16 protein-coding genes are annotated in these 16,995 nt (G+C 30.9%); 11 read left to right on the top strand and 5 right to left on the bottom strand.

Annotated features, from left to right (window positions below; genetic code table 11):
- A partial coding sequence (locus tag NF27_RS09340) for a U-box domain-containing protein (protein WP_039458767.1) occupies positions 1-1,304 on the bottom strand: 1,304 nt, incomplete at its 3' end.
- 694 nt (positions 1,305-1,998) lie between these two features.
- On the opposite strand from NF27_RS09340, the gene NF27_RS09335 reads away from it, so the two are divergent.
- Entirely contained in the window at positions 1,999-4,083 is a 2,085-nt protein-coding gene (locus NF27_RS09335) for a hypothetical protein (RefSeq protein ID WP_039458764.1), read from the top strand.
- Between the two features lie 20 nt (positions 4,084-4,103).
- Positions 4,104-5,591: an ankyrin repeat domain-containing protein gene (locus NF27_RS09330; protein ID WP_039458762.1), complete on the top strand. Its 1,488-nt coding sequence runs from the start codon at positions 4,104-4,106 to the stop codon at positions 5,589-5,591.
- Between the two features lie 33 nt (positions 5,592-5,624).
- Here NF27_RS09330 and NF27_RS09325 read toward each other — a convergent pair whose 3' ends face one another.
- Positions 5,625-6,026 carry a PIN domain-containing protein gene (locus NF27_RS09325; RefSeq protein WP_039458757.1) on the bottom strand — a complete coding sequence of 134 codons (402 nt, stop codon included), beginning with the start codon at positions 6,024-6,026 and terminating at the stop codon, positions 5,625-5,627.
- Entirely contained in the window at positions 6,013-6,249 is a 237-nt protein-coding gene (locus NF27_RS09320) for an AbrB/MazE/SpoVT family DNA-binding domain-containing protein (protein WP_039458756.1), read from the bottom strand. Before NF27_RS09320 ends, NF27_RS09325 begins: the two co-directional genes overlap by 14 nt.
- 255 nt (positions 6,250-6,504) lie before the next feature.
- Between NF27_RS09320 and NF27_RS09315 the strand changes: the two genes are divergently transcribed.
- Together NF27_RS09315 and NF27_RS09310 are read left to right on the top strand one after the other, a co-directional pair.
- A complete protein-coding gene (locus NF27_RS09315) occupies positions 6,505-7,122 on the top strand; it encodes a recombinase family protein (RefSeq protein WP_039458755.1) in 618 nt (205 codons plus the stop codon).
- Between the two features lie 231 nt (positions 7,123-7,353).
- A complete protein-coding gene (locus NF27_RS09310; RefSeq protein ID WP_039458752.1) occupies positions 7,354-11,808 on the top strand; it encodes an ankyrin repeat domain-containing protein in 4,455 nt (1,484 codons plus the stop codon).
- Positions 11,809-12,102: 294 nt separating this feature from the next.
- On the opposite strand, the gene NF27_RS09305 is transcribed toward NF27_RS09310, so the two are convergent.
- Entirely contained in the window at positions 12,103-12,921 is an 819-nt protein-coding gene (locus NF27_RS09305) for an IS110 family transposase (protein ID WP_039458768.1), read from the bottom strand.
- Positions 12,922-13,320: 399 nt separating this feature from the next.
- On the opposite strand from NF27_RS09305, the gene NF27_RS11430 reads away from it, so the two are divergent.
- From NF27_RS11430 to NF27_RS09290, 3 genes are read left to right on the top strand one after another with little or no spacing between them, the layout of a single operon-like run.
- Complete coding sequence (locus NF27_RS11430) at positions 13,321-13,569, top strand: AbrB/MazE/SpoVT family DNA-binding domain-containing protein (RefSeq protein ID WP_053332747.1); 249 nt, start codon at positions 13,321-13,323, stop codon at positions 13,567-13,569.
- A gap of 11 nt (positions 13,570-13,580) precedes the next feature.
- Complete coding sequence (locus NF27_RS09295; protein WP_039458746.1) at positions 13,581-13,985, top strand: type II toxin-antitoxin system VapC family toxin; 405 nt, start codon at positions 13,581-13,583, stop codon at positions 13,983-13,985.
- Positions 13,985-14,536 (top strand): recombinase family protein, encoded by a 552-nt coding sequence (locus NF27_RS09290; RefSeq protein WP_039458745.1) that lies wholly within the window; start codon positions 13,985-13,987, stop codon positions 14,534-14,536. The genes NF27_RS09295 and NF27_RS09290 overlap by 1 nt, the downstream gene beginning before the upstream one ends.
- Before the next feature lie 225 nt (positions 14,537-14,761).
- On the opposite strand, the gene NF27_RS09285 is transcribed toward NF27_RS09290, so the two are convergent.
- Positions 14,762-15,376 (bottom strand): hypothetical protein, encoded by a 615-nt coding sequence (locus tag NF27_RS09285; protein ID WP_039458743.1) that lies wholly within the window; start codon positions 15,374-15,376, stop codon positions 14,762-14,764.
- A gap of 90 nt (positions 15,377-15,466) precedes the next feature.
- On the opposite strand from NF27_RS09285, the gene NF27_RS09280 reads away from it, so the two are divergent.
- The 4 genes from NF27_RS09280 to NF27_RS09265 all read left to right on the top strand — a co-directional run.
- Positions 15,467-15,667 (top strand): hypothetical protein, encoded by a 201-nt coding sequence (locus tag NF27_RS09280; RefSeq protein WP_039458740.1) that lies wholly within the window; start codon positions 15,467-15,469, stop codon positions 15,665-15,667.
- 141 nt (positions 15,668-15,808) lie between these two features.
- Entirely contained in the window at positions 15,809-16,303 is a 495-nt protein-coding gene (locus NF27_RS09275) for a hypothetical protein (protein WP_039458737.1), read from the top strand.
- A gap of 285 nt (positions 16,304-16,588) precedes the next feature.
- Complete coding sequence (locus NF27_RS09270) at positions 16,589-16,780, top strand: PIN domain-containing protein (RefSeq protein WP_039458734.1); 192 nt, start codon at positions 16,589-16,591, stop codon at positions 16,778-16,780.
- A partial coding sequence (locus NF27_RS09265; protein WP_039458733.1) for a hypothetical protein occupies positions 16,770-16,995 on the top strand: 226 nt, incomplete at its 3' end. The genes NF27_RS09270 and NF27_RS09265, both read left to right, overlap by 11 nt.

Below are 16,995 nucleotides of genomic sequence, written 5' to 3'. Positions count from 1 at the left end.
TTTAATTCTAGCTCAGGCTCGGTAATTAGTATTCTTTCCACCATTTCCAAGTTACCGCTACGTACGGCTTTATGCAAAGAAGTCTCTCCTTTATAGTCAATGCGACTAATGAAAGCACCGTTTTGTAATAAGGTCTCTAATAAATTAACATTACCTGATAGTATAGCTTGAAAAACCGGAGGTTCACCTTCAGGACTCACTTTATTTACATTAGCTCCTAATGAAATGCAAACTTGTACTATTTCTAAATTATTTTCTTTTAAAGCTTCCCTTAATTCTATTTGGTAATCTTCTCTTTCCCAATTAAGAGCATCACCCCATATCTTTGACATGTTTATCAATCCTAATGAGGCTATCCTTCTTAAGCAACTGGCACCATTTTCTTCAATTACCAACGGATGCTGCCAAAACTGTTCCCCCATTCGGCCTATAACACTTTTAAGCAAATCAGGGTTCTTAATCTGGATTACTAAGTCTAAGAAAGTTTGATCATTTATTAATGGTTTTATCATTATATTCGGAGCTAGATTGATTAAACGCTTTATTTCACTTTCCATCTCTAATTCTATTGCTTTCAAAAGTTGTTTGATCATTTGCTTAGGAACATAGACTTCATCCCATAAGTTAGAATATTTTTCATAAGAGTGTTTATCAAGAAAGGTGACTATACTACGTTTAATACTACGGTTTTCTATAAAGTTCTTAGTACGTAATTGTGTATTTGTTCGCGGATCAGTATTGTTTTGTTTGAGCCACTTTATTATGGCTTCTCTCTCATATGTTTCTCCGCTATCTATTATTACTGGTTCCATCATAATTTGACTGGTGATTGGACAACAATATTCTTCCGGAATATCAAATAACTCTTTACTCTGTATATGTGCGACTTGTTTTATCTCTTGATGTTTAGACCTTTGTCCTGCTTTGTTTCTATTTAATACTTCTCCAATGGAATTTATTATTCCCTCATTTAAATAATATCTAGTACTTACATAATTTTCGGTTAAATTGATATCTTCCAATGTATAATTATAGTTTAGAAGATTTAATAATTTCCTCCCTCCAATATAACTTATACCATTCCTATGAAGATTAAGAGAAGTTAGAGAAGGATGATATTTTATATTCTCAATGAGTTCTTCTAAACCCTCTTCAGCTATATGGTTGGAACTAAAATCAATATAAGTTACCGAGTAATTATATTTAAGAGCTTTGATTATTTTCATAGCTCGCTCTTTACCATAGATTCTTGCATAAACTCTAGTTACACTATTCTCCTTAATTTCTTGTTCATAATCACGCATCTTGTACCTATATGCTTAGTTGTTAATATAAATTTTATCCTTGATCATACGTTAATTATTAAGCTTTGTTGTTAAGAGAGAATTTTACTCAAATCATTCTTTCAATAAAACCTAAAAAATATGACTTTTTATTTATTATAATATTTCTCTAGCATTATTATTTCTAATCCTTTTAAAAATGGACTAAACTACTTCAAGTTCAATATTCTTTAGTAATATTATCAACTATTTTTGTATTAATGATATTAGATATATACTTAACAAATACTAATAATTATGTCTAATATGCTGAGTATAAGGCCCTTTTACATAAAAAATTATCAAGATATCTTTGAATATCAATTTTATTCTTAGTATATATACCCATTATATAAATATGGTTTTTTTTACTTTGAATGAAAGACCTGTTTTTGCACTATAAAGTTATTATTTTACATTAGGCAACTTATAAAAAGTCAAGGAGTGTATAAAATGATCATTTTATACATTTAATAAACTCAACCAAGAAATTTTCCAAGTATAATAAATTATAATTGTTTAAACTTATTTTAATATCAAAAAATATAAATACTATATTGGATATAAGTTAAAAGGCTTAAAATATTTGTAAATTAAAATAAAATGAGTTATAATTGCAAACTTGCATTTAAATCCCATTTAATTGATTTATTATAATTTTATAAAGTAAAAAGCCATGCGTGACAAAATAGATAGACTTGTAACCCTATTTTCTAACTTTGACAAAGATTTAGTTACAAGCATTACATACATTACAAACGCTCAAACTGATAAAAATTTTTTAGATGAATCAGAATTAAAGCTAATTAGTTTTATAAAACAAGTGATTTCTGATTCTGAGGATAGTGAAGAAGAAGAACCGCAATTTCGCTCAAGATTAGTAAGTAAAATAACGGAATATCTAAGTGAAATAGGAAATAGAAATGAAATATTAGAAAGCTTTATATATAAACTATTTCTGCTTAGTAAAGAAAAAGAGAAGTTAGCAAGCAAAGAAAAAGAATTACAGCTTTCTACTACTTGTTTATACAATCCTAAAGTTATAATATATTTTATTACCGCCCCACATGAAGAAGCTGATAGAGGTGATACAGATTATGTCCAATCAGTCATTACCGGGATTAACGAGGTGGTAAATGGAAAATTTAAACTAAGATATATTACTGGTAAAAGCAGATTGCCAAGTAATGACCAAGAACTTTATAACTTACAAGCTTTGGATGCGGAAGGTAAAAATACTTTATTAAATCCTAAGGTATATAATGATTTTGCAAATCCTCTTAGACAGAAGGCTATTGCAAATATTGAAGAATATATCAAGCAAACTGATCAAAAAGCTGAGTTTAAAATATTACATCTACAATTACGAGCCCCAGAAACAGGGTGCATGATACATCCTCAAGACCTCGAGAGGTTTAAATATGAAAGTACAGTAAGTAAGATAGCAATCACCTGCCATGAATGGATGTATTATGTAACTTCTGCTGAGTCCACTGAAAGGGAAGGTGAAAGAAAAGATCGTATATTAGACTTAAGAACTCAACTGAGTTATTTTCAGCAAGCTGATTGGGTTATGTTCTTAAACGAAAAAGATAAAAATCATGCTGTTCAGGTTGTAAATAGTAGGAAGTTATTAGAAGAAGAAATAGATTGGCAGGGTACTACTGATTTTAGCTCGATTTGTAGTGTTTCAAATGTAGTTCCGACTTTACCTACTAAACTAGAATTGGATATGTTAAAAACTGAGAACCTATTGAGAAGGCCGCCCAATATACTTATATTTGGGTTAATTAGGTCAGGTAAAGGGTTTGAAGAAGGTATCGAGTTAGCTAAATTAATAAAGAATCATCCTGAGCTAAAAGATAGCAAGGTATATATTGCTGGTAAACCTCAAGATCTTAAATTAACAAAGAAAATATTAAGAGAAAAATGGGGGGATAATGATCCTAAATTATTTGAGCAGGGAGTTTTATATCAAGAACATATTGAGCGTTACAAAAAAGATTATGCATTCGATCTTGTTAGCAAAGTTATCATAAAATATTTGCGGAAATTAGAAACGGATCAATATAATGAAATTCAAAATGAAATAAAAAATATGCTTACTTTAGAGAAAAATAAAGAAGCACAAGTTGTTAAGGAGATTATAAATATCTTACCTGCTAGTGGTGATAGGGATAAAAAAACTTTAAGGCAAGAATTATGCGCCGCATTGACTAAAGCTAGGCAATTCAGAATGCCTAAACAGATAACTGATGAGATAGATAGAATAATGGTATTAAGTAAATATGAGGAGCTAAAGAAACAAAGCTTTGAAGATGCCCTTCCCATTGAAGTATATTTATCAATAAATTCCGAATTACTTGACAGTTTAAGTCAAACTTGTAAATATTGTGTTAAATTAGAAAAAAAAGGTTTGGCTAATAATTCTTCATCTATAATTAATGCCTTATGCAGGAAATTAATTATTTTTAGCAATAAGGGCGGGGCAACAAGTGAGGAGTTTCTTGAAGAGGGTGGCAGATATAGTGATGCAGTTGTTCTACCAAGTACAACTGAAAAATTTGAGTCTCAAGAAGTATTTGATCTCATCCTAGAAAGGGAAAGAGATACAGATCAAGCTATGAATAGAAGGACATTAGAAAGAATGCAATTATCATTAGAAGAGCTATTCAATAATAAAAAAATTGGAAAAGACCACGTCGAAATGTATTTGCATTTGAAATCTAGCTCCAAGTCCAGTGGTGTTATAAGTAAGTAAACATTAATAAGGTATAACTTATGAAAAACAGAGATTATTACACAAACATATTAGAAAATAAAAAAGAAGATATGTTAAACATATTCTGGAGTATTCTAAATTCTGATGAATACCATGACTTTAATTGGGATCTTGCTGATCTGATTACCTTTTCTCTTGATAGCCAAGATAGAAAAGAAATATTGGAACGCAGTAATGACATTAAAATTAAATTGTCAGAGGCGATAGAAGAAAATAAAGCTTTAAAAAGCGAACAAGTGAAAGGTCTAAAAGAAACATTAAAGTCTTTTGTAAAAGATGCTTGTAGTATAGCCTTAGACTATGCTAGGTCTACCAGCCCTAATAAAGAAAAAAATGTTTCCTCGGATAAAACCCATGCAGAAGCTGCTAAAAAATATATAATAACTACTAATGAAAAAGGAAATGAAATAGTAGCACATGAGCCAGTAAAACTAAGTAATTCAGCAAAAGAATTGCATAGAGTAGCTGCAAATGATGATATTAAAACATTAAAATTTTTACTTGAAAAAAATATAGACCCTAGCATTAAAGAAGGAAAATTTCATTCTACAGCATTAAATGCAGCAGTATTTAATAGGCACCTAGAAGCAGTACAACTATTAACTCAATATAATGCTAATATATCTTTAGCTGATATATATGGCAAAACCCCTATAGATAATAGCAGAGAGGATGTAACTCATAACCCAGCAAGTGAAAAAGCGCTTGATATTAAGGAAACTCTATATTTATCTTTAGCTCAGCAGAACCAAGAAGCAATTTTTAAAGCTATATATAATGGAAATATTGAGCTAGCAAAAAAACTAATTAATAAGAATCCAGACTCTGCTTTCTGTTATAACAAACAAGGATATAATGCTTTCTTATGGGCTGCTTTGTATAATAAAGTAGATTTACTTGTATATTTAGTTTTAAAATATGAAGAAAAAATTATAGAAACCAAAGATAAATATAATTGGAATACTTCGAACATCGCTGCATATTCTCCTTCATTATCCTCATTTACCTTTTTATTAAACGTTTATGGCTGGTCTAAAGAAGAAGTAGAAAATGCATACAATACGGCAATTAATTATAAAAATAATTACTGGAAAAATGATAAGAAAGACTTTTTTATAGATCAAAAAGATATTTATAAGGAGATAGAAAAAATTGTTAAACATCAATTAGATTTATATATTCCTAAAATAAGCATATTATCTATATTCAATTATGCTTTACCTTTATCACAAGCTTTACGTAATGCACAATTTTTTGATTTGCCTGAAGAGATAGTAACAAAGATATTAACTTTTTTACCTGGAGCCGAAGTTTTGCATTCCAACACTATTGGAAATTTACTGAACAAATTAGTCTCTGATAAAATAGTATCAATTGAAAATTTAAATGAAATTTTAAATACCCCGGTACAAACTAAGTTTACTGAGCAGCTGATTAGAGAAAGAAAAAACCTGCAAAAGGAAGACGTTATTAGTAATTACATTTAATTTTATTAAGCTTTGAAAAATTAATGTTATGGTTTATGCTTCAAGCTCCTGAAAGGAATTCAGCTTTGAAGCAGCTATATCCAGAGTATAGGTAGTAGAGCAGCCTTTAAGCCTATTAATCTCACCAATTAAAGCATCAGAAAAGTCAGCATTGTTCTTCTCATAAACTTCAAGCGCTAGCCATGAAGCTTCTAAGTGCTCAAATATAAATTCTTGGGTACTAAGAAGAGATCTGATAGCTAAAGTAATTTGTGATTTAGTATATTTATACCCTCTTTCTAAAACCCAAATAAGTTCACATAAAACAATTTTGTTTATATATATGGATTGTTTTTGTCCTTCATAACTTTCTAAAAGTAAACTTACTAGGTTAGCTTGTTCGGTATCATCCTGAGTTAAGTGCCTAACTAGGATATTAGTGTCAATCCCTATCATAATTCTCCTTAATAATATTATTCATCTCTTCGCAAGAAATGGAGGTAGCAGGCTTAGGTAGTATCCCTTTAAGATTTTTAACTGACTTATTAAGGGGGACAGCTATTATATAGTCATTGTAAGGTATAAACTCAATCTTACTCCCGGTAGATAAGCTAAATAGCTCTCTTACTTCTGCCGGTATAGTGACTTGGCCTTTGCTTGTTACAGTTGAGTAATGCATATATGTAATACTACTATCATATTATTATTAATGATTATAAAGTAAGGATATACTATTGTAAACATGTATAGTAAGCTAATTATAATTGTACCTTACTTTTCTTTACAAGATAAGTGTTCAAAAAACGAATGTTTATTAGACACATGTAAAATGACACTAAAACAATATAAGAAAGCGCTTAAAAACCTATTGAAAAAACAAAGTAAGAATATAGTATGCATATTAGCTTTTTAAACATAAGGTAAAAATATAAAAATGCTAATTGGTTATGCGAGAGTTTCAAAGGATGATAATTCTCAAACATTGGATTTACAAAAAGATGCTTTAATACAAGCAGGAGTATTAGAAGATAGAATATATCAAGATTATGCCTCAGGTAAAAAAGACGACAGGCCGGGATTAGTTTCATGTCTTAAGTCACTGCAACCGGGAAATACTTTAGTAGTATGGAAATTAGATAGATTAGGTAGGAGCTTAAATCATCTAATAAATATAGTAGAAGACTTAAGAAAGAGAGATATAGGTTTTAAGGTATTAACAGGGCAGGGAGCACAGATTGATACAAATACCCCTAATGGAAGGTTAGTGTTTGGCATATTTGGAGCTATAGCGGAATACGAGAGAGAATTGATAATAGAGAGAACGAAAGCCGGTTTATTATCAGCAAGAGCAAGAGGTAGGTTAGGAGGAAGGCCACGTAAGATGGACGTAGCAACATTACAAATGGCAGTAGCTGCTATGTCGAATCGTAAGTCGGTAGCTGAGGAAGTTGCAAAGAAACTAGGGATAAAGAAAGCCACTCTATATTACTATGTTAATGGGGATGGTTCGTTGAAAGAACCTGGAATGAAACTGCTGGATGCTTTTCAGTAATGTGTATAACTTATAACCACAATTTATTATAAAATTTAATTAGTGGTCTTTTATATTAATCATACAGCTAAGGAAAGGGATATCTTTTAACTTATTATACACAAATTTCTATTATTCAAGTTATTAGCCAGGTTACTAAATAATAATAATGTATCCTTAAAAATTATAATGCTATTAAAAAACATTAGATATATGGTAAAATGCCATATAAATAATTAAATAATAGCAAAGATGAAAAATAATCTTGATACCAAAGCGCCAATTGGAGAAAAAGAATCTTTATTACTTAATGCAGTAAGTAATGGGAAAATAGAAGAAGTAAAAGCTCTTATTAATTGTGTTAGAGAACAAGGAAGCCCTATAGATCTAAATGTTAGGGATGAAAATGGCAATAGTCCTCTAATGATAGCTATATATTTAGGATATAAAGACATAGTAGACTTACTTATTTGTGCAAGAGTAGATAAAAATGCGAGTAATGAAGATGGAGACACTGCTTTAATAATTGCTGTACGGGGAGGGCATAAAAAAATAGCAGAGTTTCTTATTACAACTGGAGCAGATAAAAATGCGAGTAATAAAGATGGCGATACTGCTTTAATAACTGCTTTGCGTAACGAACATAAAAGCATAGCACAAAGTCTTATTTACAATAGTAGAGCAGATATAAACATGAGTAATAAAGATGGTGATACTGCATTAATGATTTCGGCACGTAAAGCGTATGGAAATATGGTACAAGTTCTTATTGAAAATGAGGCTGACGTAAATTTAGTTAATAAGAAAGGCGAGACTGCATTAATGATTGCAGAAGAAAGAAAATACTATGATATAGCCATACGTCTAAAACAAGCTAAAATAAATCAAGAACTTATATTTGCTGTTAAGTCAAATGATTATAATGCAGTAAATGCACTTATAAAAGGAGCAGATGTAAATACAAAGGACAAAGAAGGTAATTCTATTTTAGTGCTAGCAGCTGATAAAGGCTATGAAGATATTGTACAAACTCTTATTCATAATGGTGCTAATGTTAATCTTACTTACGATGATTGGGATGTTGATTCAGCTTTAATATTAGCAGCTGGTAATGGACATGAAAGCATTGTACAAATGCTTATTAAACATGGCGCTAATGTTAATGAACAAGGACTTCATAGTGAAACAGCTTTAATGCGAGCAGCTAGGAATGGTTATAAAAATATTGTACAAATACTCATTAAACATGGTGCTGATGTTAATGAGAAGGATGTGGATCAATGTACAGCTTTAAGTGAAGCAGCTGAAAATGGACATGAAGATATTGTACAAGTGCTTATTGAACATAATGCGGATATAGATGTTCCAAATTATGATGATGGTTGGACGGCTTTAGTAAAAGCAGTTAATGGAGGGCATGAAGGCATAGCACGAATACTTATTAATAATGGTGCAAACGTGAATGCATTTGTGGATTATGGGTATACTTTATTAATGCTAGCAGCTAATAGCGGGCGTGAAGGTATTATGCGGATGCTTATCAATAATGGCGCGAATGTTAATGCTAGGAATGATGAAGGTGAAACTGCATTGATGATTGCGGAACGAAGAGAGCACCATAGTATGGTCACATTCCTTAAAAATGCGCAAGAAGAAATCAACCAGGGTTTATTCAATGTTGCTGAATACGACTATAATGAAGTTAAAACACTTATTGAAAGAGGAGCAGATGTAAATACAAGGAGTGAAAATGGTGACACACCACTTGCTTATGCAATTGGCAATGATCAATTAGATATAGTTAAAATATTGTTAGAAAATAAGGCGGATATTAATATCTGTAATAAAGAAGGTATATCTGCATTTTCACAAGTAATGGATGGCAATGCACTCTATGAAATACAATTAGAGCTTATAAAGCACCAATACAGTTTTAATATTCAAAATGAGGAGGGATTAACACCCCTTCATTTTGCGGGAGATAAACGCGCTGTAAAGCTTCTATTAAAACATGGAGCTTATCTTAATATTCAAGACAAGCAAGGGAATACACCTCTAATGACAGCAATCATTAAAGGTGAGTTAAAAGTAGCAGAAGCTCTTATTAAAGCAGGAGCGAAGATAAATATAAAAAATAATGAAGGCAAAGATATTTTTGATATTGGGTTAACCAACCCCTTAGTTGGAAAGTTTATAATAGAAAATTTACATATTATTTCAAATAAATTAAAGCTAGTAGAAATAGACGAACAAGATAATAAAGAGATACAAAAAAACAAAATAATCACCACTCTACTATACGAAGCTCAACGTCATAATTTAGAAGAAGAACCCTGCAAATCACTAGTAACAATACTAAAATTATTAATTGGGGGTAAAGATATCTTCTATTATAAAAATAAAGAAAACAAAATAATCGAATGTAATATTACTTCTCTTATACAGCTTCAAGAATATATATCTAAGGAAGAAACTAAAAATACTGAATTTTATGGTTCTTATCTTTCAGATGACTCAGATTCAGAAAATGAAGAGCATGATGACTATATTAGTCTAAGACAGAAAACAATAGCAACATTAAATAAAGCTTATCAAAAAAGTTTTTTAGTAAAAATTAAAGAGGATACAAGGGCTGCATTTACATTTGATTCTTTAAAAAGATCTTTGCGTGAGCGTCAACAAATAGGGTATCCAGAAACCCTTGATAAAAATAATGCACAAGAAGCTTTAAATAAAATAAACAAACTTATTACCGATGGTAGTACTATAGAGCAAGCATTAGAAGAAATAAAAAGCAATCCTGAATTAAGGGAGGCTAAATTCTTTATAGCACAGTATAGAGGTGTTAACTATAACACTACAAAATGGAATAAGCCAGCCCGAGAAGGGCATAGACAAGAGGATGAGGTAGGAAAACCTTATTACAGTGCCTCAGTACTATTTGGTGCGACACGAGTAAATAATTTTTGTGAATTACATAAACTTCAATCTACTCTAACTCCTGAGCAAAATATAGAACTTAATCAAGCAATAACAATATGGGATAATGCATTAAAGGACAAATTATTAGCTGCTAGAAAAACAGGAAAGCATAGTTACAATGGTTATATTTATAATAACTTAGCTGAATTACTACAAGACTTATATACTAAAAATTATGATAAGTTTACTAGCTTTGCAAGCTATAGTAAGATACTTCAGCAATATTTATTAAATTATCATAATCCTTTCATTTCTACAGGAGATGTACCTTATCATGCATTAAAATATGCTTATGGTATAAAATTCTATGAAGGGCATAAAGATGAAAGATTAAGGCCAAGATGGCGTAAGAGCGGTAAAGCAGAGAGGCCATATTCAGGTAAGGTTTATCTCTCATTACATCCATTAGAAGATTATGCTGAAACCGGAGCTTTACACGTGGTAAGTTTAAATGCTCAAGGTAGAGTTATTATTGATAATATAACAGTACCAGAAAGAGAAACTAGCTTTCCAGCATCGATACCTGCTGAGAGAATAATAAAAACCCATATAGCTAAATATCCTTCTTTTCATCGAGGATATAAAACCTTTTATTTAGAGAAATATGGATTAACTAGAACAATGTATCTAGAATTACAAAGGAAATTTATTAGCCTTCAACCTCACACTGATGGCATGGAGCGGTTCAAGCAAATACTAGGAGAATGGCTATGTTCCTACCATGAAGTGAAAATGATTGAGCTAGCTAGAAAGAAGGCTGAAGAACTAGGAGGCATACTTATATATAGAGGAATAGATGGTTTGTTTACCATGCAATTACCTGTTGATACTCCTATGCGTAAAGCTTCGGACATCAAAGATAAAACAGTATCAGTCAGAGCGGCAAGGGGAAATTCAATACACCATAATAACAGAAATATAGTAGGGCAAGTAATTAGAGAGATATCTGATAGAGAAGATGTTTTTGTACAGGGAGCTATCCCATATGAAGAATTTACTGAGTTAATAATAAATCAAAAATTAAATGAACTTAAAAGTAATATATTTCCAGGCTATTATTATTGGGGAGCTAATGATAAGTTAACTACACCTCTTCATTTAGCTGTTGATATAAATAAATTATCTATTGTAGAGTATCTTTTGCAACATAAAGCTTTTTTAGATGTGCGCGACAGCGAAGGTAACACACCTCTACATCTAGCTGTAATTAACAAGAATATAGAAGTCATAAGCTGTTTAGTTAAGCATGGGGCTAATAATCGTATTCCTAATAATTTTAATAAAACACCTTTTGACTTGGCTAGAGAGACAGGCGATAAAGAACTTGAAACCAGCCTGTTAAGCTTTGAGGAAAAAGAAAAGAAGATTAAAGAGCTTGAAAAAGAATTAAATACATTAAGGTCTGTTACTGCTTCACTCAGTTATAGGCAAAGACTTCAAAAGATGAATGATGACTTTGTAGAGGAGGTGGAAACTTCTGCCATGGAACACAACACCAGAACTAATTTAGCCAGAGTTGCAGTTGCTTTTTACAAAGCTGAAAATGATCCTAGAATAAATATGAACATAATAGCCAAAATCGCTGTTCACAGTGCTATACATCCATTAGAAGAGGAGGGATACCCCAGGCTTAGTGAACAAGCAGCAGAGAAAATAATTACAAAATGGCAAGAGTTCATTTTTAAACAAAATTCCAATACTCAACATAGTATGGATATCGGATAAAATAATAAAAATTTAGGAAAACTTTCCATGCAAACTTTTACACATATAAACGGCGTATTTAATAAAGTAGCAAATATTGGGGAAACAGAAACTTTTTTTCTAAACAATCTATTTTAAGGAAGTAAAAAATGAGAGAATAATCTAAGCTGTATGGAAAACAATAGTTAAGCGCATAGCGAGCGCAAACTAATATAGCGCTGTAGCGAGTGGAATATCAAAAAAAAAATCTATTTTATCATATTGACTTTAAACACGGTATCACGGTTAATTCAGTGGTTTGCCGTTGTTTTTTAGTCATTGGTAAAACTCCTTTAATTTAGGGTTATGGGTAATTGCTACTACAGTAGCCATATACAGGGAATGTCTGATAAAAGTACGTCCTGCTTTAATGGAACGTTTTTTAGAGCATCCTCCACTATCCCAATTCATTGGAGCCACGCCTACTAGGGCTGCAATTTGCTTGCCATTAAGTTTTCCTAATTTAGGTAGTTCAGAGACTAAAATTGCAGCTGTAGCACAACCGATTCCCGGTACAGATGCAATAATTTTAGCTTTACTGCTAAAGTTGTCTAAAGTAGATATTAAGTTTTTTATTTCACTATCATACTTTGTAATTTTTTCCTGCAAAGCTTTTATTTGGGATTTAATATCTTCTAGAATTATAGGATGTATTGTCTTATCAAGACGGTTTTTTTCTCTAACTAACTCTGATTTTATTTGTGTTTTACGCATTATAAGGGCTTTAAGTAAAATTTCATCTTTGCTTTTTGGTGTTGAGATTGGAAGCTCAATCTTTTCAGCAAACAAGCTTAAAATTTCAGCATCAATTCTATTAGTTTTAGCTAGCTTACCTGTAGCTCTTGCAAATTCGCGAACTCTAGCAGGATTTGCTATATGGTAGCTTATCGACTCAGATGATAAAGCTTCTGAAAGAGTGCGCTCATATCCTCCTGTTGCCTCTAGCACAACAAATATTTCACTATACTCCTTGAGCAAAGTTATCAATAACCTGATCCCAGTATTATCATACTGGAATCTTTCTTTTATTCCTGCAGGTCTGATGTGAACGTCTAAAAAATTCTTTGATATATCGATTCCAAGGTAGCATTTCATGGTAATTACCTCGCTGATAAATCCGAGTTTAGTACTCAAGTCAACTGTTCGGCTTGACCACTTTATAACTTGAGTAGGAGTCCTTGCTTTTCACGATATTTGCTATCTACGATCATTACGGCTCCTACTCAAAACAATACTGATGATCAGTCCGTATTGCTTTTATGTCAATATATCAATATTCGTTTATTACACTGCTTGGCTTTTTATAAGTTGTCTAACGAAAAATAATAACATTTGAGTGTATAAACCAATATCCAAATCAAAGTAGATAAATATGCTATATTTAATAAGTATAGAGATTATTTCTATTTATAACTAATTGCTATCCATGGTGTTTGACAATATAAGGCGTTATAGTTATTATTTAATGTATATAAATAATGATAAATATATAACATGGCAGATTTTAGAACAGAAGTTGACAGGAGTGGTAGAATACTAATCCCGCTAGAACTTAGAAGAGAGATAAACGTAAATACAGGAGACACATTAGTGCTGCGTAAAATTGATAACGAAATAAAACTCCTTAAGTACCAAGATGTAATAAGAGAAATACAAAGCTTCTTTGCTAGCAGAAAAAAAGAAGGAATTTCCATGACTGATGAAATTATAAGAATTAGACGAGAAGAAAATAAGGTAGAGTAGAGTAATTAGATATGAACTTAGATAAATATAGAAATATAATAATAGACACTTCTGCCTTCATGGCATTCTTTTATCAAGAGGAGGGTTGGGAGTTAGTAGCTAAGTATATGCCTAAGTCAATATTATCAGCAGTTAATCTTTCAGAAGCAATTAAGATCTTTAAAGAATATGAAGATATAAGCAAAGAGCAATCCTTAGAGTATATATATAAAGCAGTAGAAAAGGTAATACCCTTTGATGAGCAGCAGGCAGGAATAGCTGGAGAGATGGTAAGTATTACAAAGCCATATGGGTTATCACTAGGAGACAGAGCATGCATAGCAGCAGGTATAGTTACAGGGTTACCTATAGTGACTGCTGATAGGATATGGAAAGAAATAGACTATCAGGGTGTTGAGATAATAGTGGTAAGATAATGCTGATAGGATATGCAAGGGTTTCAACTAATGATCAAAACTTAGATATGCAAATAGACGCATTAAAGAAAGCAGGGTGTGGAGAAATATTTGCAGAGAAGATAAGCGGGACTAAAGCAGATAGACCTCAGTACATGGAACTGAAGAAATATGCAAGGAATGGTCAAGATACGATAGTAGTTTATAAACTTGATAGGTTAGGAAGATCGTTGAGGCATTTGATAGATGAGATAGGAGAGCTTAATAATAGGCAGATAGGATTTAAGTCATTACAAGAGAATATAGATACTACTACTTCAGGTGGTAAGTTGTTTTTTCATATATTTGCAGCGATAGCGGAATTTGAGAAGGATATAATAAAAGAAAGAACAATATCAGGATTAAGTGCAGCACGATCGAGGGGTAGGTTAGGCGGAAGGCCTAAGAAGCTAAGTGAGCCGGAGCTGTTGATGATGAGAAGGTTATATGCAGATAAGAGTAACAGCATAGCAGAGATATGCAAGATGTTTAAGATTAGTAGATCATTACTCTTTAAGTCGGTTAATATTTAATAATAGTAATGCAAAAAAATATTTTTCTTAATCATTATTCCTTAAAAAATAAGTCAATGATATTGATATTTTTGTAATATTATTTTTTAAAAGATGTCATAAAAAAGCTTGCAAGTATGACTGCCTTGTATGGCTCTTTAATTTATCCACTATTATAATCTATTATTTATATTTGACCCTAAATCTAGTTTTACTAGCAGAAATTCATATATTATACTCGATAAGTTATTTTAAAGAAATTGGCTTTTCCAAATTATTTTCAGAAGTAATTTTTTTAGTCCAATTGCCATTATTTTGAATATTTTTAGATTTTTCAGAACTGTTATTGTTTAGATCTTGATTTTCCTTATTACATTCTTCAACAATGCTTAAGGCTCTGTCAAAACACGATTTAACTAAATCAGGCAGGCTTTTTTTCAATAATATTTCACTAAAATAATCTTTATCTGTATTTAAAAAAAGGCTAAATATGTTTAGACATTCATCCTCTTTGAACTCATTGATATTGGTAACGGCTTTTTGCATCTTTATAAACATTTTAAATATAAAACCTTCGTCATGATATAATAAATATAATAAGCTTTGCCTTGAAAGATTTTCAGCCATAAACTTAAAACCATCTAAATGGTTATTTGCAATTGTCCATTTAAATATTTTATAATCATCTAAGCATAATACCTTATCCTTTACATAAAGCCCAAATTTATCCAGCCAATCAGAAATCTTTTCAAAATTATTTTTTCTTAAATTAACTTTAAAAAAATCAATAATTTTATCTTTGGTCTCCTGGTTTTCTAGCTGGCTAATACTATTTTTCTTTAAGTGCTTTTTTTGGCGCATACTAGTTAACCTGAATTAGTTGTTAAAATATTTGTTATTTGAGAAATAGATAGTATAATTACAATTATATACTATAAAAAAATAATTATTATGCAAGAAAAAGATAAAAACAATAATATAAATTTAAGCGAGCAATCCGGTAGGCAAGGAGATACTAGTAATAGGATTTCTAATAAGAGGAAACAACCTCAAGACGAAGATGACTTAGAAGCTGAATACACAGAACAACCTGTAGAAAAGTACTCCCGAAAAAGGTATGTAACTATAATTACTATTACAGCTAACAACTAAAATTAAGAATTATAAGCAAGGCAAATTAATTAGAAATACTAATATAATATCATAAATAAATTATTTAAATCATCTCTGTTTATAATCAAGTAAAATTATATATAATATAAAGTAATATTTAACCAAATTAAGGAAAATAAAATGCTAGATTTGGAAACTATACTAGAACGCAAGGATATTATAACTACAATTGCTAAAAAACATGGATTTGAGAAGGTCTATATTGCTGTAGATGAACCCCAAAAAGATTACCCATTAAAATTAATATTAGAATCATATTCTAATATTCAAGGCAATATAAAGCCTTTTATAGAAGAAGCAAAGCAGTATTATAAAGATTTGGATATTGGAACTAAAGTAATAACTAAAAATGTTTTGGAATACATGATTCAGAACGAAGATAGCCATATACATCAAGGCTATCTCTTAGATTCTGCAATTCAACTTACATCCCTTACAAGTGAACCATTAATTGCACAATTTAATAAACAAGTTCAAAAAACCAAGCAATCTTTAGAAGATGATTTAAACAATAAAGAAAATATATCTAGTCATGATAATAAAAAAAGGTCATGGGTAGATATAGCAACTAATAATAAAAAAGATGTAGAGATACAGCCGGAAAAAAAAAGCTAGAATTGATGAAGAGGTTGAGCGTCTAAGAAAAAATTATAGTAAAGAAGAATTAGAACTTATTGTTGCTAAAGTTTGGGAAGTCAATCATCAAATAACAGTGTGATAGTCTTTTATGGGGTTCCTGCTGCACGTGATTAATACCTTCGTTGTTTAAATTGTAACCAAGAATATTTCTCTGTTAGAGGTCTGACCTTTAGCACTTGCTTTTTCTGATTATATGTTGGATGCTAACAATGGCAAGGCTCTAGGATATATTTTTGAGTTGCATCCAAATGATTTCTCAAGATGTATAAAGGATTAGTAATTAATGAGAAAGAAATTATAATTAAAGCTTTAGAAATATATATAACCACTAAACTACATATAGTAGATTCTTTACTTGCAGCTAAGTCAATAGTAAGCAACTTAAATATCATGACATTTGATAATGAGCTTAAAGAGTATATAAATAATAAGTATGAGCCGGATGTTAGATAATAAGGCTACGCAATTAATAAGTAACCATAAAGTTTTACTTGAGTATTGGGCAAATCTTTATTTCCAAATTCATGTGTTAGGTAGCCCAAGTTCAACTATAGAGGCTAAGAAGAGAGATCTAAATTTATTTATAAACTTTTTTCAAGCTTCATTAGGTTCCGAGATAATAGATTTATGGACGCCTTCAATCACAAAAGCTTTCCAAGGATATTTGT

The organism is Candidatus Jidaibacter acanthamoeba (assembly GCF_000815465.1).
Classification (GTDB): Bacteria; Pseudomonadota; Alphaproteobacteria; order Rickettsiales; family Midichloriaceae; genus Jidaibacter; species Jidaibacter acanthamoebae.
Note: the sequence above shows the minus strand (reverse complement) of the source record. Positions and strands in the feature narration are given on the sequence as shown.